This window comes from Mycobacterium sp. SMC-8 (assembly GCF_025263565.1).
Taxonomy (GTDB): domain Bacteria; phylum Actinomycetota; class Actinomycetes; order Mycobacteriales; family Mycobacteriaceae; genus Mycobacterium.
In genome coordinates, this window is record NZ_CP079865.1 from 5,290,097 (window position 1) to 5,309,883 (window position 19,787).

The following is a 19,787-nucleotide window of genomic DNA, read 5'->3' on the forward strand; positions in this document are numbered from 1 at the left end:
TCTCGTCGTGTCTACAACGCAGCCGCCAGCCGGGACACTACCCACGAATGGAACTCCGCGAGGTGGTGTTCGGCGGGAACGAGTACCCCGCCGTCGCGGTAGGCACGCGAGGACATCGCCGGTTGGGTCCGCTCGCAGGCCTCGAAGTCCTGGAGGTTGACCCGGTGGAACAGTTCCACGGAGTTCGACACGTCGCGCGCCGAGCCCACGACGTCACCGGTGTAGAGCCAGTCGCACTCCACCACCGTGCGGTCGGGTGCGACCGGGTACATGCGGTGGAAGATGACGTGGTCTGGCACCAGGTTGAGGAACACCGTGGGTTTGACGGTGATCGCGAAATAGCGCCGGTCCTGCTCGTCGCTGATGCCGGGCAGCCGGTCGAAGCCCGCCCCACCGTCGACGGTGAACCCGGCCACCCCGGAGCCGAACTGCGCGCCGAGGCCGATGTTCGCCTGTGCCGCGACGCCGCGGGCGAACTCCGGCAGCACCCCGACCAGTTCGGGATGGATGGTGCTGCAGTGATAGCACTCCATGAAGTTCTCGACGATGAGCTTCCAGTTGGCGGCCACGTCATAGACGACGCGGTGCCCGACGTCCAGTCCGCCGATGCCGTAGCGGTTGACCGCGTCGGGATCTCCGAGAGTCCTGGCGGCCTCGGCCATCACGTCCTCGAACGGTGGCGGGGTGTCGGCCAGGCACACCCAGGCGTAGCCGAGCCACTCGGTCAGCGCCACCGGCACCAGGCCGTAGCGGTACCGGTCGATCGGTGCGCCCTCGTCGTCGGTCAGGGTGCCGATGTTGGGCGCGGCGACGAGCTTGCCGTCCAGCGCGTAGGTCCACGAGTGGTACGGGCAGCGCAGGGTGCGTTTCACCTCGCCCTCGGCCTCGACGCACAACTGTGCGCCGCGGTGACGGCACACGTTCAGGAACGCCCGCAACAGCCCGTCGCGGCCGCGCACCAGCAACACGCTCTCGCGCCCGACCTGGATCTTCTTGAACCGGCCGGGGTCCGCGAGGTCGGCCGACCGGGCGGCGCAGAACCACATGGCCTCGAAGATGTGCTCCTGCTCGGCGGCGAACACCTCGGCACTGGTGTAGTAGCGGCCGCCGAGGGTGGACAGCAGTGCGGGCGCCAGTTTTGCGGTCATGCGGTCACCAATCTGCGGGGGTCGAACAGCGAGATCGGGTGCGCCGTCGCACCGGAGAGGGCGAGGTCGGCCAGGATCTCCCCCACCACGGGCACGAACTTGAAGCCGTGCCCGGAGAATCCGCACGCCACCGTCACGTTCACGGTGTCGGGGTGGCGGGCGATCACAAAGTGCTGGTCGGGGGTGTTGGAGTACATGCAAGTGGCCGAATGCAGGCACGGGCCGTCCAGCTTGGGGATCAGTTCTGCTGCGCGGGTGCGCATCTCGTGAATCTCGCGTTCACCCACGGTGCGGTCGATGGTCTCCGGTGTGCACTCCACACCCTTGCGGAAGAACGCGACCTTGACCCCGCCGCGCGGTCCGTCGATGGCCGGAAAGCCGTAGCTCTGCATGCCGGAGCTGTCCTCGTCGATGAAGATCGGATGATCTTCGAACGCGGCGGTGCCGCCGATGGGGTCAAGCCAGTAGAGCACTTGGCGTTCCACGGTGATCGGAATGCCGAACTGGGCGAGCAGTTGCGGGGCCCACGCGCCGGGACAGATCACCAGTTGACCCGCGGTGTACACACCGGCGGCGGTGCGCACCGTGACCCCGTCCGGGGTCGCGCTCCAGTCGGCCACCTCCTCGCCGAAACGCAGGGTGGCGCCCGCGTTGCCGGCCAGATCGAGGTGAGCCTGCACGGTCAGCTCAGGGCGGGCGAAACCGGCCTTCGCCTCGTAGAGCGCGATGTCGCCCGCGTCGGGGGTGAAGTTCGGAAACCGCGAACGGATCTCGTGTTCGTCCAGAAGCTCGTGAGGCAGGCCCCACTGTCGGCTCGCCCGTAAGCTGCCTGCGACTGTCAGGCTGTCCGGGGGACCGATGAACAGCCCACCGGTGAGGCGGAACACATCGCGACCGCTGTCGCGGGCCAGCTGCTCCCACAGTTCATAGGCGCGCAGCAGCAGTGGGACATAGGCCGGATCCTCGAAATAGGACTGCCGGATGATGCGCGACCCGCCGTGGCTGGAGCCCCGGTCGTGGGCGGGCCCGAACTTCTCCAGTCCGAGGACCCGCTGTCCACGCGCCGCCAGATGGTAGGCCGCGGCACTGCCCATCCCACCCAGACCGATCACGATGACGTCGAAAGCCATTGCTTTACCTTCTGATCCGAGCCATCGTCGGGTCCACGACGGGTTCGGCGCAGACGGCGGCAGCATGCCTGGTGCCGTGGTAGTCGACGGTGACGGCGGTGCCGACACCGGCGTGGGCGGGCAGCCACGCGTAGGCCAGGGTGCGACCGACGGTCGCGGAGTAGCCTGCGCTGGTCACATAGCCCGCGGGGATGTCGTCGACGAATACCGGTTCCTTGCCTAGCACGGCTGCGTCGGGATCATCGAACACGATGGTGCGCAACACCTTCTGTGGTACGGACGCCTGCTCAAGGGCAACCCTGCCGACGAAGCCGCCGGGCTTGTCCATCCGCACCGCGAAGTCCAGCCCCGCCGCGGCGGGCAGGTGTTCGGCGGTCATGTCGGTGCCCCAGCTGCGGTAGCCCTTCTCGATGCGCAGGCTGTTGAACGCGATCCGCCCGGCCGCGATGATGCCGTGCGGCGCGCCGGCCGTGGCGAGCAGATCCCACAGCGCGGCACCGTATTCGGCGCTGGTGTAGATCTCCCAGCCCAGCTCGCCGACATAGGAGACGCGCAGCATGGTGACCGGGATCGCGTCGAGGTGGGTGTGTAAGGCGCGAAAGTACTTGAACGCTTCGTGGGACACGTCGTCGGGGCACAGCGGGGCGATGACGTTTCGGGCAGCGGGCCCCCACACGCCGACACAGCATGTGCCGCCGGTGATGTCACGCAACACGACGTCGGACGGTCGGTGACGTGAGAGCCAGTCGAAGTCCATCGGGGAGTTCGCGCCGACCTGGAAGGTGTCCCGGGCCAGCCGGGTGACCGTGAGATCGCTCCGGACGCCGCCGTTGTCGTCGAGCATCAGGGTGTAGGTGACCGATCCGACGCTCTTGTCGACGTTGTTGGTGGTCATCCGCTGCAGGAATTCGGCGGCTCCGGGGCCGGACACCTCATAGCGGGTCAGCGGGGTCATGTCGTACATCGCGACGTGTTCACGGGTCCAGTGCGCCTCGGCGATCGAGATCGGTGACCAGAACTTCGCGGCCCACTCGTCGCGGCGCGGCACCGGCAGGCCGTCGTCGAACAGACGCTGTGCCAGTGCGGCATTGGCCTCGAACCAGGCCGGCCGCTCCCAGCCGCCACCCTCGTAGAAGTACGCGCCGAGCCCGCTGTGCCGGGCGTGGAACGGGCTGGTGCGCAGGCCGCGCAGCGCGGTGCGGTACTGGTGCGGGTGGATGACGTCGTAGACCTCGACGAACGCCTGCGAACTGGTCTGCATGACGAACTTCGGGCTGCGGGCGACCTCTTCGAACCGGTACAGGTCGCATTCGTGGGTGTCGATCGACGGAACGCCGTCGATGATCCATTCGGCCGTCGCCTTGGCCACCCCGGCCGAATGGGTCACCCACACCGCTTCGGCCACCCAGAATCCGGGGAGTTCGCGGTGTTCGCCCATCAGGGAGAATCCGTCGGGGGTGAACGAGAAGATCCCGTTGAAGGCCTCTTCGACCTTCGAATCCTGCAGTGCCGGAATCAAATCGGCGGCAGCGCGCCAGGCGGGCGCGAAGTCCTCCTCAGTGAACGGCATCATCGATGGCATCGGCTCGCCCGCGGTGTCGGCGAGCAGGGTGGACATGTCCACCGGCATCGGCTTGTGGCGGTAGGACCCGATCCCGAGCCGGTCGACGTGTTCGCGGAAGTAGAGGTCCTGATCCTGGTGCCGCAGAATCGGAAGGCCGGCCTCGGCGAGTTCGCTGTTGCGGCCGACGAGTTGGGCGATCTGGCCGGTGCGGGCGTACTGGTGGGCCATCGGCACCAGCGGCAGTACCAGCCCGACCTGACGGGCCAGCTGGGCGCCCCAGAAGCCGGCGGCACACACCACGATGTCGGCGGCGAGCACGCCGTCGGCGGTGCGCACTCCGGTCACCCGGCGCCCGTCGTCGACGATGCCGAGCACCTCGGTGTGGGGGCGAAAGGTGGCGCCGCGGGATTCGGCGCGACGGGCCTGGGCCTCGGCCGCTCGCAGGGCCTTGGCCAGCCCGTCTGCGGGGGTGTGGAAGCCGCCGAGGATGCGATCGCGGTCGATGAGCGGGTGCAGTCGCACGCAGTCGGACGGGGTCAGCAGGTGGCCTTCGATGCCCCAAGACCGGGCCCAGCCGGCCTTGCGGTGCAGGTCGGACCAGCGTTGTGCGGTGGTGGCCACCTCCAGCCCGCCGACCGGGTTGAAGGCCCAGCCCTCGGGGTGCTGTAGCGTGCGGAACTTCTCGACGGTGTACCGCGCGAATTCGGTCATGGTCTTGGACGGGTTGGTCTGGAACACCAGGCCGGGCGCGTGCGAGGTGGAACCGCCGGTGGCGAACAACGGTCCGCGGTCGACGACGGTGACAGCGGTCCATCCCCGCCCGGTCAGTTCATCGGCCAATGACGTGCCCACGATGCCGGCCCCGATCACGACGACTTTGGGCATACGCAGACCGCTTCCACTCGAAATTAGTTGCGTATTATGCAACCCGATGCGTTATACGCAACAGATCATCCATCCTGATCGGAGCTGACGCAAGACGGACACACCTTCGGGATTCCTGTGAAGCCGCCTTGTCGGGACCGCGGGACATACTCAGCGCGACACAGGACAGCGCGACCAGGGGGCCGGGATGACGGACGATGCAGACGTGGGCGCCGACAAACTCGGGCGGGCGAACACACCTTCCGAATTTTTCGCGTCATCAAGTGATGACGCGTCAACAGATGATGACGTGCAAAATTCGACAGGCGCTCGCCCCAAGCCGTGGTGGCAGGACCATCCCGAACTCAAGGCCATCGTCGCCCAGACCCTCGCCGAACTGGAAAGCCTGCCCGAACGGACCACCCCACGCACCGCCGCGGAGCGCCGGGTCCTCGATGAGTACTTCGGCGAACCGTCAACAGATGACGACGCGTCAACAGATGATGACGTGCAAAATTCGACAGGCGCTCGCCCCAAGCCGTGGTGGCAGGACCATCCCGAACTCAAGGCCATCGTCGCCCAGACCCTCGCCGAAATCGACAGCCTGCCCGACCGGCCCCCCATCGACTATCCCGACCCCGTCCTGGAGGACGTCTTCACCGGCCAAAGCATTCGCGAACTGCGGGATGCGCGTGACGATCTCGCCCGAGCTAAAGGCCGCTACGACGACGCGGTGCTCACCGCGCGCCGACTCTGCCTGTCGTGGGGGCAGATCGGTGCGGTCCTGGGTGTCTCCCGCCAGCAGCTGCACCGGCGGTACCGCGACGCCGCGGACTAACCCTCGGCGTCGCCCGCTTCTGCCGCGCTCTCGTCGCCGCTGCCCGAATCAGGCTGCGGCAGCAGCGCTTCCAGCGCCGAGCCGGTGATTCGGCGGAAGGCCCGGCGCGGCCGGTTGGTATCCAGGATCGCGACCTCCAGCGTGGCGGGCCCGAGAGTACGCGGTTCGGCACCGTTGCCGCCGGCGCCGAGAGCCTTGACCGCGATCGAGACCGCGTCGGCCAGGCTCATGTTCTCCGAGTAGGACTCGTTGAGCGCGGCCGAGATTGGCTCGGTGGTCCCGCCCATCACCACGAAGTGTGGTTCGTCGGCGATCGAGCCGTCGTAGGTGATGCGGTACAGCTCAGGCGCTTTCGTCTCGCCGTAGTGGGCGACCTCGGCCACACACAACTCCACCTCGTAGGGCTTGGCCTGCTCGGTGAAGATCGTGCCGAGGGTCTGGGCGTACACGTTGGCCAACTGGCGGCCGGTGACGTCGCGGCGCGAGTAGGCGTATCCCTGGGTATCGGCGAAGCGGATCCCGCCGCTGCGCAGGTTGTTGAACTCGTTGAACCGGCCCACGGCGGCGAAACCGACCCGGTCGTAGAGTTCGCTGACCTTCTGCAAGGACCGCGACGGGTTTTCCGCCACGAACAACACCCCGTCGGCGTAGGCGAGCGCGATCACGCTGCGGCCGCGGGCGATGCCCTTGCGTGCGAGCTCGGACCGCTCGCGCATCGCCTGCTCGGGCGAGATGAAATACGGGAAGCTCACAGCTCGTCACCTCGAGTGGGCCGGGCGTCGTGGCCGAAAGTATCTGTCCGCGAACGATTCTCGATGATCTCGCGGCACACCCCGGCAATCCTCTCCTCCGGCACCTCGTGGGCACCGTCGGCACCGATGATCACCGCGGTCGGGTAGATGCCCCGCACCAGGTCCGGCCCGCCGGTCGCCGAATCATCGTCGGCGGCGTCGTAGAGCGCCTCGACGGCGACCCGCAGTGCCGAGTCGGCATCGGAGACCTGCGAGTACAGCTTTTTCATCGAGGACTTCGCGAAGATCGACCCCGAGCCCACCGACTGGTAACCCTCCTCCTCGAAGTTCCATCCACCTGCGGCGTCGAAGGACACGATTCGACCTGCGGCTTCGGAATTCGGGTCGTCGAGGTCGTAGCCGGCCAGTAGCGGCAGTGCCACGAAACCCTGCAGGGCGGCACCGAGGTTGCCGCGCACCATGGTCGCGAGCCGGTTCACCTTGCCCGGGAACGTCAGCGGGACGCCTTCGAGCTTCTCGTAGTGCTCGAGTTCCACCGCGTACAGCCGGGCGAACTCGACCGCGATCGCGGCGGTGCCCGCGATGCCGGTGACGGTGTAGTCGTCGGTGATGTAGACCTTCTGCACGTCCCGGCTGGCGATCATGTTGCCCTGGGTGGCGCGCCGGTCCCCGGCCATCACCACACCGCCGGGGTACTTCAGCGCGACAATCGTGGTGCCGTGCGGCACGGATTCGGTCGGCAGTCCGCTCAGTCCCGGTCCACCACTGCCGGGCAGCAGATGCGGCGCCTGATGGCGCAGAAAGTCCGAGAACGACGACAGGTTCACCCCGCCGTGGGACCGACTGATCGGCATGGCAGAAAAAGCAGGGTATGCGCCGGACAGTGGGGACGACGGGGAGGCCGAGTTATCGCGCTCCGGCCAGGTCACTGTCCACCCTTCTGCACGTACGCTCGCACGAAGTCCTCGGCGTTCTCCTCCAGGACGTCGTCGATCTCGTCCAGCAGGTCGTCGGTCTCGTCGGTCAGCTTCTCGCGGCGCTCCTGCCCGGCGGCCGTGCTGCCGGGGAGGTCGTCGTCTTCGCCGCCTCCGCCGCCACGCTTGGTCTGCTCCTGAGCCATCGCTGCCTCCTGCGTAAGTTGCGGGCACCCAACCACACGCCCGTCGGTTTCTCTACCCTACCGGTCGGATCTCGGTTTGCCCGGGATAGCCCGATCAGGTGGTGAGCTGTTCGACCAGTTCGACGGCGCTGTCGACGGAATCCAGCAGCGCCCCGACGTGGGCCTTGCTGCCCCGCAGCGGCTCCAGGGTGGGAATCCGCACCAGCGAATCACCCCCCAGATCGAAGATCACCGAATCCCAGCTCGCCGCGGCGATGTCGGCACCGAACCGCCGCAGGCACTCGCCGCGGAAGTAGGCGCGGGTGTCGGTGGGCGGGTTGTCGACGGCGTCGAGCACCTGCTGTTCGGTGACCAGACGCTTCATCGAACCGCGCGCCACCAGCCGGTTGTACAGACCCTTGTCCAACCGCACATCCGAGTACTGCAGGTCGACCAGATGCAGCCGCGGCGCGCTCCAGCCGAGGTTCTCCCGGTTACGGAACCCTTCGAGCAGGCGCAGCTTGGCCGGCCAGTCCAGCAGGTCGGCGCACTCCATCGGGTCCCGCTCGAGAAGATCGAGCACGTGCGCCCAGGTCTCCAGCACGTGGTCGGCGCGCGGATCGGGGTCGCGGCTGTCGACGAGCTTGGCGACCCGGTCGAGATAGATGCGTTGCAGCGCCAGACCCGTCAGTTCGCGGCCGTCGGCCAGCGCCACGGTGGCGCGCAGCGACGGATCCCGGGACAGCACGTGCACGGCGTGCACCGGGCGGGCCAACGCCAGGTCGGACAGATCGATCCCGATCTGGTGACCGTCCTCGATCAGGTCGAGCACCAGCGAGGTGGCGCCGAGCTTGAGGTAGGTCGACGTCTCGGCGAGGTTGGCGTCACCGATGATGACGTGCAGCCTGCGGTACTTGTCGGCGTCGGCGTGCGGCTCGTCGCGGGTGTTGATGATGCCGCGTTTGAGCGTGGTCTCCAGACCGACCTCGACCTCGATGTAGTCGGCGCGCTGGGAAAGCTGGAAGCCGGGCTCGTCCCCGGACGGTCCGATGCCGACCCGGCCGGACCCGGTGACCACCTGCCTCGACACCAGGAACGGCGTCAGACCCGCGATCACCGCCGAGAACGGCGTCTGGCGGCTCATCAGGTAGTTCTCGTGGGAACCATAGGACGCGCCCTTGCCGTCGACGTTGTTCTTGTACAGCTGCAATTTGGCCGCGCCGGGCACGCTGGCCACGTGCCGGGCGGCGGCCTCCATCACCCGCTCACCGGCCTTGTCCCAGATCACGGCGTCCATCGGATCGGTGCACTCCGGTGCCGAGTACTCGGGGTGGGCATGGTCGACGTACAGCCGGGCGCCGTTGGTCAGGATCATGTTGGCCGCGCCGACCTCGTCGGCGTCGACGATCGGCGGCGGCCCCGACGCGCGGCTCAGGTCGAATCCGCGGGCGTCGCGCAGCGGAGATTCCACCTCGTAGTCCCAGCGTGTGCGCTTGGCCCGCTGGATACCCGCGGCGGCCGCGTAGGCGAGCACTGCTTGGGTGGACGTCAGGATCGGATTCGCGGTCGGATCCGACGGCGACGAAATGCCGTATTCGACCTCTGTTCCGATGATCCGTTGCATACCGACAAGGGTAGAGGTCGGGTCACCGGCGAGCTCGGGAGCCTGTGGCGATCAGCTCCGTAGACGTGCGGCTCGTGGTGAGATCGATCCCCGATGGCTCCCACGACTGATCGACGTCTCGCGGCGGAACGCTGGTTTCTTCAGCGCGGCCTGCCCGCGGTGCTGCGCCCCGGCGTGCTGGTACAGCGGGTGTGGACCCGCTCGGCGCCCGCGTTGGCGGGATTGGCCGTGGTGATGACGTTCTCGATGTTGATCGTCGCCGCGACGGGCAAGCACACCATCGACATCGACGGCACCCCGACCCGCACAGAGTGGTTCGTGCTCGGGGTCATCCTGCTGGTGCTGCCGGCCGCGGCGCTGGTGGGCTGGCTGGTATCGCGCTCGGAGGACGTGCGCCTGCGCGCCATCGTGTCCGCCGCGTCGCTGGGCATCGCCGCGGTCGGCGGCTTCTACGGCGGCCCCAGTGCCCGCGTCCTGGTGGACCTGGTCAGCGAGATCGTGATCGTGGTGCTGATCTTCGTGTGCACCGCGACCGGAATCGGGGCCATTGTGGGCTGGGCGGTGCGCATGATGCTGGCGAACCTGGCGTCGGTGGGCAACCTGCTGCTCGGCGCGCTGCCGGTGATGCTGCTGACGGTGCTGGTGTTCTTCAATGGCCCGGTGTGGACGATGGCGTCCACGATCAGCCGGCCCCGGCTGTGGCTCGGACTGTCGTTTCTGATGCTGATCGCCGTGGCGTTCCTGCTGTCGAGCACGCTGAGCCGGATCCAGCCCATCCTCAGCCCGGACGCCAAGCGGCCCGAGGACGCCGCGCACCTGGCCGGGACGCCGTTCGAGACCATGCCGGACCGGCCGCGCCGGGTGCCGCTGTCGAAGGCCGAGCGGCTCAACGTCGGGTTCGTGCTGGCGATGTCGCAGATCGTGCAGGTGCTGACGGTGTCGGTGGTGACCGGGCTGCTGTTCTTTGTTCTCGGCCTGATCCTGATCAGCCCGGAACTGCTGGCCGCCCTGACCGACGGCGGCTCTCCCGACGGTCAACTGCTGGGCATGACCCTGCCCGTGCCCCAGGCCCTGATCCAGATCACGATGTTCCTGATCGCGCTGACGTTCATGTACCTCGCCGCCCGGGCGGTGGCCGACAAACAGTACCGCGCGCAGTTCCTCCATCCGCTGCTCGAGGAACTGCGGTTCACCCTGGTCGCAAGGGACCGATACCGCACGGTGACCGCGGACACCTGAACGGTGGGCGGTCTGTCGCTGAAGCCTCATTCCACTGGCGCCGCCGGAGATTCCGGCGCGCTGACCCCGGTTCGGGACGCCGATCACGCACAATGTGCCGGTGTCGGACATGCGGCAGGTCCACGACTGGTTCCTGCACCGCGGCTTGCCGCTGGTGCTGACCCGGCGGGTCCGTGCGCGCAAGCTCGTGCAGCGCTCCGCACCGATGGTCAGCGCGGTCGGTGCGCTGACGGCGGTCACGATGCTGTTGGCCGACGTCACCGGCGCCACCCCCGATTACGGATACGCGTTGCGGCTCAGTGGGATCGCCGTAGTGCTCGTGGCCGCCCCGTTCGCGCTGGAGGTCCTGCACCGGCTCGGCACCCGCGTCGGGGAGGCGCTGCGCCGCTGGGCCGCCGTCCTGGTGATCACGATCTTCATCGTGGTGATGCCGTTGACCGTCAGCGGCTGGTCGGGCGCAGCGGCAGCCGAAGCGCCGGTGTTCGTGCTGATCTCGCTGGGCGCGATCTGGTTGACCTACCTGGGTTTTGGGTCGATCGCGTTGTGGGCCTTCCGGTTCGCCTGGGTTCAGCTAGGGGCGCTGGGCACGCTGATGAGCCGTGCGCTGCCGCTGTTGATGCTGACGGTCGTGGTGTACTTCACCGGCGAGCTGTGGCAGCTCTCGGCGCGGATGACTCGCGAACGACTATGGCAGACAATCGGATTCTTCAGCGTGGTGGCGCTGGTGTTCATGGTGGCGACCATCCGCGACGAGGTGAGGGCACTGCGCCAGGACCGTTCGGCGCAGCAGGATCCCGCAGCGCTGCTGGCCGGTACCCCGCTGGCATCGGTGCGTGCCGACCCCGCCGACCGCAGCCCACTGTCGGCGGCCGAACAAGTCAACGTGGTCGCGGTGATGGTTGTCGCGCAGGCGATCCAGGTGGTGTTGTTCACCGCCGGGTTGTTCGCGTTCTTCCTCGCCCTCGGGGTCATCGCGATACCCTACGACATGACCGTCGTGTGGTCCGGTGAACAGACCTGCACTGTGGGCGAACCACCCTGTGCGGGAACGTGGTTCGGGGTGCACATCCCGATCCCGCAGACGGTGGTGCACACGTCGCTGTTCGTCGCGGTGCTGTCCGGGCTGTACTTCACGGTCAGCACCAGCGTCGACCCGCTCTACCGGCAGCGCTTCTTCGAACCGCTGATCGCCGACGTCGCCGTCAGCCTGGCGGGCCGCGACGCCTACCTCATGATGGAAGCGAGGAGCTAGCAGATGTCGTCATCGCAGTTGCGCGGCAAACGGTACGGCGAGGTGCTCCTGGTGAGCACCGGGCCCGACGGTCCGACGGCGACGGTGTACAACACCTATCCGCTCAACGACTGCCCGGCCGAGCTGTGGTCGCGGCTCGACCCCGCCGCACTGGCCGGCCGGCACGGCGCGACCGCCGCGCTGCTCAACGGGCCGCGCTATTGGCTGATGGATCACATTGAAAAGGACATGGGCGAGCAGCCCGAGATCGCGACGTTCGGCGGCATCGACATGGTCCGCCAAGCCACCGTCAGCCTGACGTCGATGAACCCCGCGCCCTACCTGCCCAACACCGTCGCACGCCACGCCGTCTTCGTATTCGACCGGGACAAACCGATTTTCGAGCTCGTCGACCCCGATGGGCGGCGCTGGGTGATGCAGACCTGGAGCCAGGTGGTCGATCCGACGCTGTCCTACGACGACCTGCCCGGCCTGACCACCCGCCTTCGGCTGCCCGACGGATGGTCCTATCGTGCGCGCACCCTCGACGAACACTGCGCATCGACACCAGTTCCCGGCCCGCCCAGGTGCTCCAGGACGATCTGACCAACAGCTACTCGCTGGTGTCCTGAGCCGCCCCGACCCGGCTGGCCTTCCCAGCCGGATCCGCTACAGGTACTGGCCGAGGTTGCTCTCGGTGTCGATCGCCCGGCTGGCGCTCGACGACTTACCGGTGACCAGCGTGCGGATGTAGACGATCCGCTCGCCCTTCTTACCCGAGATCCGGGCCCAGTCGTCCGGATTCGTGGTGTTGGGCAGATCCTCGTTCTCGGCGAACTCGTCGACGATCGAGTCGAGCAGGTGCTGGATGCGCAGACCCCTCTGCCCCGTCTCGAGCACCGACTTGATGGCGTACTTCTTGGCCCTGTCGACGACGTTCTGGATCATCGCGCCCGAGTTGAAGTCCTTGAAGTACATGACCTCTTTGTCGCCGTTGGCGTAGGTCACCTCCAGGAAGCGGTTGTCGTCGATCTCGGCGTACATCCGCTCCACGACCTTCTCGATCATGCCCTTGATGCACGCCGCGCGGTCGCCGCCGAACTCCGCGAGATCGTCGGCGTGGACCGGCAACTCCTCGGTGAGGTACTTGCTGAAGATGTCCTGCGCCGACTCGGCGTCCGGCCGCTCGATCTTGATCTTGACGTCCAGACGGCCAGGCCGCAGGATCGCCGGGTCGATCATGTCCTCGCGGTTGGAGGCGCCGATCACGATCACGTTCTCCAGCCCCTCGACGCCGTCGATCTCGCTGAGCAGCTGGGGCACCACCGTCGTCTCCACATCCGATGAGACACCGGTGCCGCGGGTGCGGAAGATCGAGTCCATCTCGTCGAAGAACACGATCACCGGCGTGCCCTCGGAGGCCTTCTCGCGGGCCCGCTGGAAAATCAGCCGGATGTGACGTTCGGTCTCACCGACGAACTTGTTCAGCAGCTCGGGGCCCTTGATGTTGAGGAAGTAGCTCTTGGCCTCGCGGGCGTCGTCGCCGCGGACTTCGGCCATCTTCTTGGCCAGCGAGTTCGCGACCGCCTTGGCGATCAGCGTCTTGCCACAGCCGGGCGGACCATAGAGCAGCACCCCCTTGGGTGGTCGCAACGAGTACTCCCGGTACAGCTCCTTGTGCAGGAACGGCAGCTCGACGGCGTCGCGGATCTGCTCGATCTGGCGGCCCAGTCCGCCGATGTCGTTGTAGCTGACGTCCGGGACCTCCTCCAGGACGAGATCTTCGACCTCGGCCTTGGGGATCCGCTCGAAGGCATACCCGGCCTTGGTGTCGACGAGCAGCGAGTCACCCGGGCGCAGCTTGCGCGGCCGGTCGTCGCCCAGGTCGTCGTCGTACCCGTCGGGCAGGTCCTCCGCGGCGACCAGCGGCTCGGCCAGCCACACGATGCGCTCTTCGTCGGCGTGGCCGACGACGAGGGCGCGATGACCGTCGGCGAGGATCTCGCGCAGGGTGCTGATCTCCCCCACGGCCTCGAAGTGCCCGGCCTCGACGACCGTCAGAGCCTCGTTCAGCCGGACGGTCTGGCCCTGCTTGAGCTCCTTGGTGTCGATGTTCGGCGAGCACGTCAGCCGCATCTTGCGGCCGGAGGTGAACACGTCGACGGTGTCGTCGTCCTGAACGGAGAGCAGCACACCGTAGCCGCTGGGCGGCTGTCCGAGGCGGTCCACCTCTTCGCGCAGGGCCAACAGCTGCTGGCGCGCTTCCTTGAGCGTGTCCATCAATTTCGCGTTGCGGGCGGCGAGCGAGTCGAGGCGGGCCTCCAGCTGATGCACGTCACGCGCGCTGCGCGCGCTCCCGGACACGCCCGCCGCGCTCTCGAGCTGTTCACGCAGGATCGCCGCCTCGCGGCGCAGTTGTTCGAGTTCTGCCGCATCTTCGCGAGACAAACGGCTGTCGGGGGATGTCCCAAAGACTTCAGAGGCCTCAGAACGCTCGGACTCACTCATGTTGCGCTCCCTTCCCACACCGGAAGTTGGTGCAGTAACAACTTCAAAGCTACCGGCGATTCAGACATTGTGTGCGGTGTAGGAATTCGACACACCAGCACCACTGTTAGCCTTTCTTGATCAGTCGGCCGAACGGAAGGACAGCCGTGACCCTGAAAACCCTCGTCACCAGCGTGACCGCTGGAGCAGCAGCCGCCGCGACCCTCGGTGCTGCCGCTGTGGGTGTGACCTCGATTGCTGCCGGAGCGGGAATGGCCGCGGCGTCACCCGGCGTGCTGAACGCCCCGATGCCCGCCGCACCGGCACCCGAGCTGCAGGGCGCCCTGGTGTCGACGCTGAGTGCACTGTCCGGGCCGGGTTCCTTCACCGGCGCCAAGGCCAGCTACGTCCAGGGTGGCCTGGGCCGCATCGAGGCTCGGGTGGCCGACAGCGGATACAGCAACGCCGCGGCCAAGGGCTACTTCCCGCTGAGTTTCACCATCGCCGACATCGACCGGAACGGCCCGGTGGTGACCGCCAACGTCACCGCGGCCGCACCGACGGGCGCCGTGGCGACCCAGCCGTTGACCTTCATCGCCGGGCCCAGCCCCACCGGCTGGCAGCTGTCCAAGCAGTCGGCGCTGGCCCTGATGTCCGCGGTGGGTTGATCTCTCGCACGTTCCTGGTTCGCAGCGCCGCCACATTCGTGGCGGCGCTCGGGCTTTGTGGGTGCACCCACACCGAGCACCCGGCGACCACCGCACCCCCGCCGGCCCCTTCCGCGGTCGAGTCGTCGTCGGTGCCGGCCACGCCGATCCCGGACGCCCCCGGCGGTCCACCGCTTCCCCCGCCGTCCGCGCTGACCGATGTGATGGCCCGGCTGTCGGACCCCGCGGTGCCCGGAGATCAGAAGATCACGCTGATCGAGAACGCCACCCCCGGCGAAGCCGCGGGGCTGGACCGGTTCACCGCCGCGCTGCGCGACAACGGATCCCTGCCGCTGGCGTTCGAGGCCCGTGACCTCGCCTGGTCGTCAGCGGAGCCCGGCAACGTCGTTGCCACCGTGGTGATCACCCCGGCCAATCCGCCGGGCGGGCAGTTCACCTTTCCCATGGAGTTCGCCCCGTCGGACGGCTCCTGGCAACTCACCCGGCAGACCGCCGATCTGCTGCTGGCGCTCGACAATCCGCCGGGCTGAGCGATGTGGATCGGCTGGATCGAGTTCGACGTCCTGCTCGGTGATGTGCGCTCCCTCAAACAGAAGCGGTCGGTCATCCGGCCGGTGATCGCCGAACTGTCACGCAGATTCCCCGTCTCGGCCGCCGAGACCGGTGCGCAGGATCTGCACCGGCGCGCAGGTATCGGGATCGGCATGGTCGCGGCCGACCGGGCTCGTGTCGTGGAGGTGCTCGACGCCGCCGAGCGGCTGGTGGCCGCCCGGCCCGAGCTGGAGCTGCTGTCGGCCCGGCGCGGACTGCGCACCGGCGACGACGAGTAGGCCGAGTCGGTTCGCCGGTCGGCTCAGGTCAGCCGCTTCTTGCGCAGCGGGGTCGGCGCGATCGTCCCGGGCGCGAGCTTGCGGGCGCTGATCAGGAACGCGGTGTGCCCACGCATCGAGTGCTCCGGCCGCACCGCCAGCCCCACCACGTGCCAGCCGCGCTGCATGCTCTCCCACGCCCTCGGCTCGGTCCAGCACTGCTGCTCCCGCAGCGCCTCAACGGTCTTCGACAGCTGGGTGACCGTCGCGACATAGATCATCAGTACCCCGCCGGGGACGAGCGCGCTGCCGACCGCACCGAGCACCTCCCAGGGTGCGAGCATGTCCAGCACGACCCGGTCCACCTCGGGACCGTCGTAATCGGCGACGTCGGCGATCACCAGGTCCCAGTTGGGCGGTGTGGCACCGAAAAACGTCTCGACATTGCGTGCGGCGTGTTCGGCGTGGTCCTCGCGCATCTCGTAGGACGTCACGCGCCCCTCCGGCCCGACCGCCCGCAGCAACGAGCACGTCAGTGCGCCGGAGCCGGCGCCGGCTTCGAGCACCCGCGCGCCCGGGAAGATGTCGCCCTCGTGCACGATCTGCGCGGCGTCCTTGGGGTAGACCACCTGCGCCCCGCGCGGCATCGACATCACGTAGTCGACCAGAAGCGGCCGCAGCACCAGGAACTGGTCGCCGTTGGTGGACTTCACCACGCTGCCCTCGGGCAGCCCGATCACCTCGTCGAGCGAGATGATCCCGCGGTGGGTGTGGAACTCGCCGCCCGGCTTGAGCAGCATCGTGTAGCGCCTGCCTTTGGCGTCGGTGAGTTGGACACGATCACCTACGTCGAATGGGCCGGTTCTGCGCACAGCTGACCAGCCTGCCAGTAGACGCGCCGCGGTCGACGCCCGGGTTGCCGGGAAATGTCCGACCGCCGTCCTAGGCTCGATCCCATGAGTGAGCCGTCGAGACCGGTGCGCCGACCCGCCCTCTCGCCGTCGCGCGCCAGTGACTTCAAGCAGTGCCCGCTGCTGTACCGGTTCCGCGCCATCGACCGGCTGGCCGAGCCGTCGTCCGCCGCCCAGGTGCGCGGTTCGGTCGTCCACGCGGCGCTGGAAGACCTCTACCGTCTGCCGGCGGCCGACCGGGTGCCGGAGACGGCGGCGTCCCTGGTCGGTCCGGCGTGGGAGCGGGTACTCGCCGAGCACCCGGCGCTGGCCGCCGACATCGAACCCGGCCTGCGGGCCGAGCTGCTGGAGCAGGCGCGGGCGCTGTTGTCGGGCTACTACCGGCTGGAGGATCCCACCCGGTTCGACCCGCAGAGCTGCGAGCAGCGCGTCGAGGTCGAACTGGCCGACGGCACCTTGTTGCGCGGCTTCGTCGACCGCATCGACGTGGCGGCCACCGGTGAGGTGCGGGTCGTCGACTACAAGACCGGCAAGGCGCCGCCGGAGGCCCGCGCACTGGCCGAGTTCAAGGCGCTGTTCCAGATGAAGTTCTACGCCGTGGCGCTGTTGCGGTCCCGCGGTGTGCTGCCGACCCGGCTGCGGCTGCTGTACCTGGCCGACAGCCAGGTGCTGGACTACACGCCGGCGCTCGACGAGCTGGAGAGGTTCGAGAAGACCCTGATGGCAATCTGGCGGGCCATCCAGAACGCCGGCGCCACAGGCGATTTCCGGCCCAATCCGTCCAGGCTGTGCGACTGGTGTGCGCACCGCGCGCTCTGTCCCGCGTTCGGCGGCACTCCCCCACCGTATCCGGGATGGCCCGAGGTGCTCGACGAGACACTCGAGGACGGCGACCCGGACGCGGTGCTGCGCGCGGAGCCCGCCGCATGATCGACTGCCTGTTCCGCCGGCTGCCCGGCTCGGCACACGAGGATGGCGAGTACGCGGTCTTCGAGTCCACCGACGGCACCCGCAGCAACTGGGATCCGCAGATCCAGCACGGCTCGCCGCCGCTGGCGCTGCTGACCCGCGCCATCGAGGACCTCGCGGAGGGCACAGGGCTGCGGGTCGGCCGGCTCACGCTCGACATCCTCGGCGCCATCCCGGTCACCACCGTGCGCGTGCGGGCCTGGGTGGAACGCCCCGGCACCCGGATCTCGCTGATGGCCGCCGAGATGCTCGCCGACCGGCCCGACGGCACCCGACGGGCCGTGGCCCGGGTCACCGCCTGGCTTCTGGCCACCGGTGACACCGCCGAAGCCGCCACCGACCGCTACCCGCCGCTGGTCGAAGGCCGGGCCAGCGACGTCGCCCACGCCTGGGAGGGCGCACCGGGCTATCTGCAGACCGTGTCCTGGCGCAGGCAGCACACCCCGGAGGGCGCCGCGGCCGAGGCGTGGCTGTCTCCGCTTGTGCCGCTGATCGATTCGGAGCCGACCACGCCGCTGCAGCGGCTGGCGATGGTGGTCGATTCGGCCAATGGCATCGGCGCCGCACTCGACCCGCGTCGGTACCTGTTCATGAACACCGACACGGTGGTGCACCTGCACCGGCTGCCCGCCGGTGACGACTTCGCGCTGCGGGCGCGGGGTTCCATTGGCCCGGACGGCTTGGGCGTCACCACGGCCGAGATCTTCGACCGTGAAGGCTTCATCGGGACGTGCGCGCAGACGCTGCTGGTGCAGCGCCGCGACTGACCAGCCCGCCTGTCACGCCGAGCGCGCCAGGGCCGCCCGATCCTCGTCGGCGAAGGTGTCCTCCAGATGCAGCGGCGAGTAGTCCACGTCGATTTCGCCGAGCGGACGCCCCCGGGCACTGCTTATGGTGCCGAACCGGCGCATTCCCTTGTCGGTGGCGTACTGCTGCATGTCCTCCTTGTCGAGGTTGAACGGGACCTCGTCGTAGAGGTCGTAGGCGTCGTCGGTGTTGCGCAGCGCCAACGGGATCAGCTCGTTCATCCGTGACTCGAACACCGCCCAGTTGGCGTCGTCGGCGGCCACGTGCCGCCGGCAGGTGAAGGTACCCCACGCCATGTGGCGCCGTTCGTCGTCACCGATACGCCGCACCAATTCCTGCATGCCGGGAAGAATGTTGTTGTCCACGCAAATACGGTGCCACGCATAGTATCCCGTCAACGCCATCATGCCTTCGATGACGTGGTTGTAGGTCGCCGAGGCGCGTACCTGAGCAGCCGGGGACGGATCGGACATCAACGCGTCGAGCGATCGGGGCAGCTCCTCGTAGAAGATCGTGCGGTACGTGGGCAGGTCGTCGAGAAGCCCCTGCAGGTCGTCGGTCACGCCGACAGCATCGAGCCACAGGCGGAACACCTGGGTGTGTTTGGCCTCTTCGAACGCGAATTGGGTCAAGTACATCTCGTCGCCGAGCCGACCCTCGGCGCGCATCGCCGCCATGAACGGCTGGATATCCTGGGTGACCGCCTCCTCGCCGGCGATGAACTGCGCGCACAGTCGCGTGGCCCACTCGCGTTCCAGATCTGTCAGCGATTCCCAGTCGGCCCGGTCCCGGGAGAAGTCGATGTCGGCGGGATTCCAGAATTTGGCGTTGCCACCGGCGAACAGCTTGAGCGGCAGGCTGTTCCAGTTGAGGCCGCCCGCGGCCAGTGAATCCGACCGGGTCCGTGTCAGGTGAGTCATGGAACTGCTTCTCCTTCGGTGGTTGCGAACGGGAGGGGCACAGGGACGGCGGCGAAGGCCGCCGTCAACACGGTGACGTAGCGGCGCACGACCAGGGCCGGCTGCTCGGGCGAGAGTTCGTCGAGCCCGAGGACCGGGTCCATGCCGCGCACGTACGGCGCCAGGGCGAGGTGCGGCAGCAGCATCAGCAACAGCGACAGCAGGGTCTCGGTGTCCGCCTCGGCGCGTAGGTCACCGCGGCACTGCGCGTCGTGCACCAGTGGCCGCAACACCTCCAGATAGTGCCGGTGCACGACGGAACGCACACTGACACGTGCATCGGTGTCGACCTCGAAGCTCGCGGCGGCGTGCAATGCCCGATCGCGCGGATGTTCGGCGAAGTACGCGACCCAGACGTCGAGCAGGTCGGTGAGGAACTCGAAGAACGGGCGGGCGGGGTCCAGAAGGCGGATCTGCTCTTCCATGTGGCGGCGTACCCGCTGGCTGCCCACGTCGGTGATATGCGCGTAGAGGTCGCGCTTGTCCGCGAAGTATTGGAAGAGACTGCCTTTGGCGACCCCGGCTCGGCGCGCGATCACATTCAGGCTGCCGCCGGAGAATCCGTGCGCGGCGAACTCCGCCTCCGCGGCGGCGACCACCGCTGCGCGGCGATCCGCATTCAGACGAGACCACGTCACCGTCGGCATCGCGCCCTCCAAGGCTAGATGTGACCAGTGGTCATATTACT

General features: G+C 68.0%; 19 protein-coding genes and 1 pseudogene. 9 read left to right on the plus strand and 11 right to left on the minus strand.

Annotated elements, in window-relative coordinates; genetic code table 11:
• Positions 1–11: 11 nt before the first annotated feature.
• From KXD97_RS25515 to KXD97_RS25525, 3 genes are read right to left on the minus strand one after another with little or no spacing between them, the layout of a single operon-like run.
• Positions 12–1,148: an aromatic ring-hydroxylating dioxygenase subunit alpha gene (locus KXD97_RS25515; RefSeq protein WP_260753374.1), complete on the minus strand. Its 1,137-nt coding sequence runs from the start codon at positions 1,146–1,148 to the stop codon at positions 12–14.
• On the minus strand, positions 1,145–2,278 hold the full coding sequence (solA, locus tag KXD97_RS25520) for an N-methyl-L-tryptophan oxidase (protein WP_260753375.1): 1,134 nt from the start codon (positions 2,276–2,278) through the stop codon (positions 1,145–1,147). Before solA ends, KXD97_RS25515 begins: the two co-directional genes overlap by 4 nt.
• A 4-nt stretch (positions 2,279–2,282) precedes the next feature.
• Complete coding sequence (locus tag KXD97_RS25525; RefSeq protein ID WP_260753376.1) at positions 2,283–4,727, minus strand: FAD-dependent oxidoreductase; 2,445 nt, start codon at positions 4,725–4,727, stop codon at positions 2,283–2,285.
• Between the two features lie 289 nt (positions 4,728–5,016).
• Between KXD97_RS25525 and KXD97_RS25530 the strand changes: the two genes are divergently transcribed.
• Positions 5,017–5,544, plus strand: coding sequence for a hypothetical protein (locus KXD97_RS25530; protein ID WP_260753378.1), 528 nt, complete (start codon positions 5,017–5,019; stop codon positions 5,542–5,544).
• Here KXD97_RS25530 and prcA read toward each other — a convergent pair.
• From prcA to dop, 4 genes are all read right to left on the minus strand, one after another.
• Positions 5,541–6,296 carry a proteasome subunit alpha gene (gene prcA, locus KXD97_RS25535; protein WP_260753380.1) on the minus strand — a complete coding sequence of 252 codons (756 nt, stop codon included), beginning with the start codon at positions 6,294–6,296 and terminating at the stop codon, positions 5,541–5,543. The two genes, KXD97_RS25530 and prcA, sit on opposite strands and share 4 nt — an antisense overlap.
• Positions 6,293–7,225, minus strand: a complete 933-nt coding sequence (gene prcB / locus KXD97_RS25540) for a proteasome subunit beta (RefSeq protein ID WP_396884557.1) — start codon at positions 7,223–7,225, stop codon at positions 6,293–6,295. The genes prcA and prcB overlap by 4 nt, the downstream gene beginning before the upstream one ends.
• Entirely contained in the window at positions 7,222–7,416 is a 195-nt protein-coding gene (locus KXD97_RS25545) for a ubiquitin-like protein Pup (protein WP_260753385.1), read from the minus strand. Before KXD97_RS25545 ends, prcB begins: the two co-directional genes overlap by 4 nt.
• A gap of 94 nt (positions 7,417–7,510) precedes the next feature.
• Positions 7,511–9,019, minus strand: a complete 1,509-nt coding sequence (dop, locus tag KXD97_RS25550; RefSeq protein WP_260753386.1) for a depupylase/deamidase Dop — start codon at positions 9,017–9,019, stop codon at positions 7,511–7,513.
• A 93-nt stretch (positions 9,020–9,112) separates the two neighbouring features.
• On the opposite strand from dop, the gene KXD97_RS25555 reads away from it, so the two are divergent.
• The 3 genes and pseudogenes from KXD97_RS25555 (at position 9,113) to KXD97_RS25565 (ending at position 12,121) form a co-directional block, all read left to right on the plus strand.
• Positions 9,113–10,258 (plus strand): hypothetical protein, encoded by a 1,146-nt coding sequence (locus KXD97_RS25555; protein WP_260753387.1) that lies wholly within the window; start codon positions 9,113–9,115, stop codon positions 10,256–10,258.
• Between the two features lie 109 nt (positions 10,259–10,367).
• Positions 10,368–11,510, plus strand: coding sequence for a hypothetical protein (locus tag KXD97_RS25560; RefSeq protein WP_260758148.1), 1,143 nt, complete (start codon positions 10,368–10,370; stop codon positions 11,508–11,510).
• Between the two features lie 3 nt (positions 11,511–11,513).
• Positions 11,514–12,121: pseudogene (locus KXD97_RS25565) on the plus strand (hypothetical protein).
• Between the two features lie 37 nt (positions 12,122–12,158).
• Here KXD97_RS25565 and arc read toward each other — a convergent pair.
• Positions 12,159–13,997, minus strand: a complete 1,839-nt coding sequence (gene arc, locus KXD97_RS25570) for a proteasome ATPase (RefSeq protein WP_260753389.1) — start codon at positions 13,995–13,997, stop codon at positions 12,159–12,161.
• 146 nt (positions 13,998–14,143) lie between these two features.
• Between arc and KXD97_RS25575 the strand changes: the two genes are divergently transcribed.
• The 3 genes from KXD97_RS25575 to KXD97_RS25585 are packed head-to-tail and all read left to right on the plus strand — an operon-like array spanning position 14,144 to position 15,474.
• Positions 14,144–14,644, plus strand: coding sequence for a hypothetical protein (locus KXD97_RS25575; protein WP_260753390.1), 501 nt, complete (start codon positions 14,144–14,146; stop codon positions 14,642–14,644).
• Positions 14,641–15,174: a hypothetical protein gene (locus KXD97_RS25580; RefSeq protein WP_260753392.1), complete on the plus strand. Its 534-nt coding sequence runs from the start codon at positions 14,641–14,643 to the stop codon at positions 15,172–15,174. The genes KXD97_RS25575 and KXD97_RS25580 overlap by 4 nt, the downstream gene beginning before the upstream one ends.
• Before the next feature lie 3 nt (positions 15,175–15,177).
• Positions 15,178–15,474, plus strand: a complete 297-nt coding sequence (locus tag KXD97_RS25585) for a DUF503 domain-containing protein (protein WP_260753394.1) — start codon at positions 15,178–15,180, stop codon at positions 15,472–15,474.
• 23 nt (positions 15,475–15,497) lie between these two features.
• Here KXD97_RS25585 and KXD97_RS25590 read toward each other — a convergent pair whose 3' ends face one another.
• Positions 15,498–16,325: a tRNA (adenine-N1)-methyltransferase gene (locus KXD97_RS25590; protein WP_260753395.1), complete on the minus strand. Its 828-nt coding sequence runs from the start codon at positions 16,323–16,325 to the stop codon at positions 15,498–15,500.
• Between the two features lie 84 nt (positions 16,326–16,409).
• Between KXD97_RS25590 and KXD97_RS25595 the strand changes: the two genes are divergently transcribed.
• Both KXD97_RS25595 and KXD97_RS25600 read left to right on the plus strand, forming a co-directional pair.
• Positions 16,410–17,294 (plus strand): RecB family exonuclease, encoded by an 885-nt coding sequence (locus KXD97_RS25595; protein ID WP_260753397.1) that lies wholly within the window; start codon positions 16,410–16,412, stop codon positions 17,292–17,294.
• Positions 17,291–18,100: a thioesterase family protein gene (locus tag KXD97_RS25600; protein ID WP_260753398.1), complete on the plus strand. Its 810-nt coding sequence runs from the start codon at positions 17,291–17,293 to the stop codon at positions 18,098–18,100. The genes KXD97_RS25595 and KXD97_RS25600 overlap by 4 nt, the downstream gene beginning before the upstream one ends.
• Positions 18,101–18,112: 12 nt before the next feature.
• Here the strand turns inward: KXD97_RS25600 and KXD97_RS25605 are convergent, their stop codons facing one another.
• Both KXD97_RS25605 and KXD97_RS25610 read right to left on the minus strand, forming a co-directional pair.
• Positions 18,113–19,051, minus strand: a complete 939-nt coding sequence (locus KXD97_RS25605) for a R2-like ligand-binding oxidase (protein ID WP_260758149.1) — start codon at positions 19,049–19,051, stop codon at positions 18,113–18,115.
• A gap of 5 nt (positions 19,052–19,056) precedes the next feature.
• Complete coding sequence (locus tag KXD97_RS25610; RefSeq protein ID WP_260753399.1) at positions 19,057–19,746, minus strand: TetR/AcrR family transcriptional regulator; 690 nt, start codon at positions 19,744–19,746, stop codon at positions 19,057–19,059.
• Positions 19,747–19,787 lie beyond the last annotated feature (41 nt).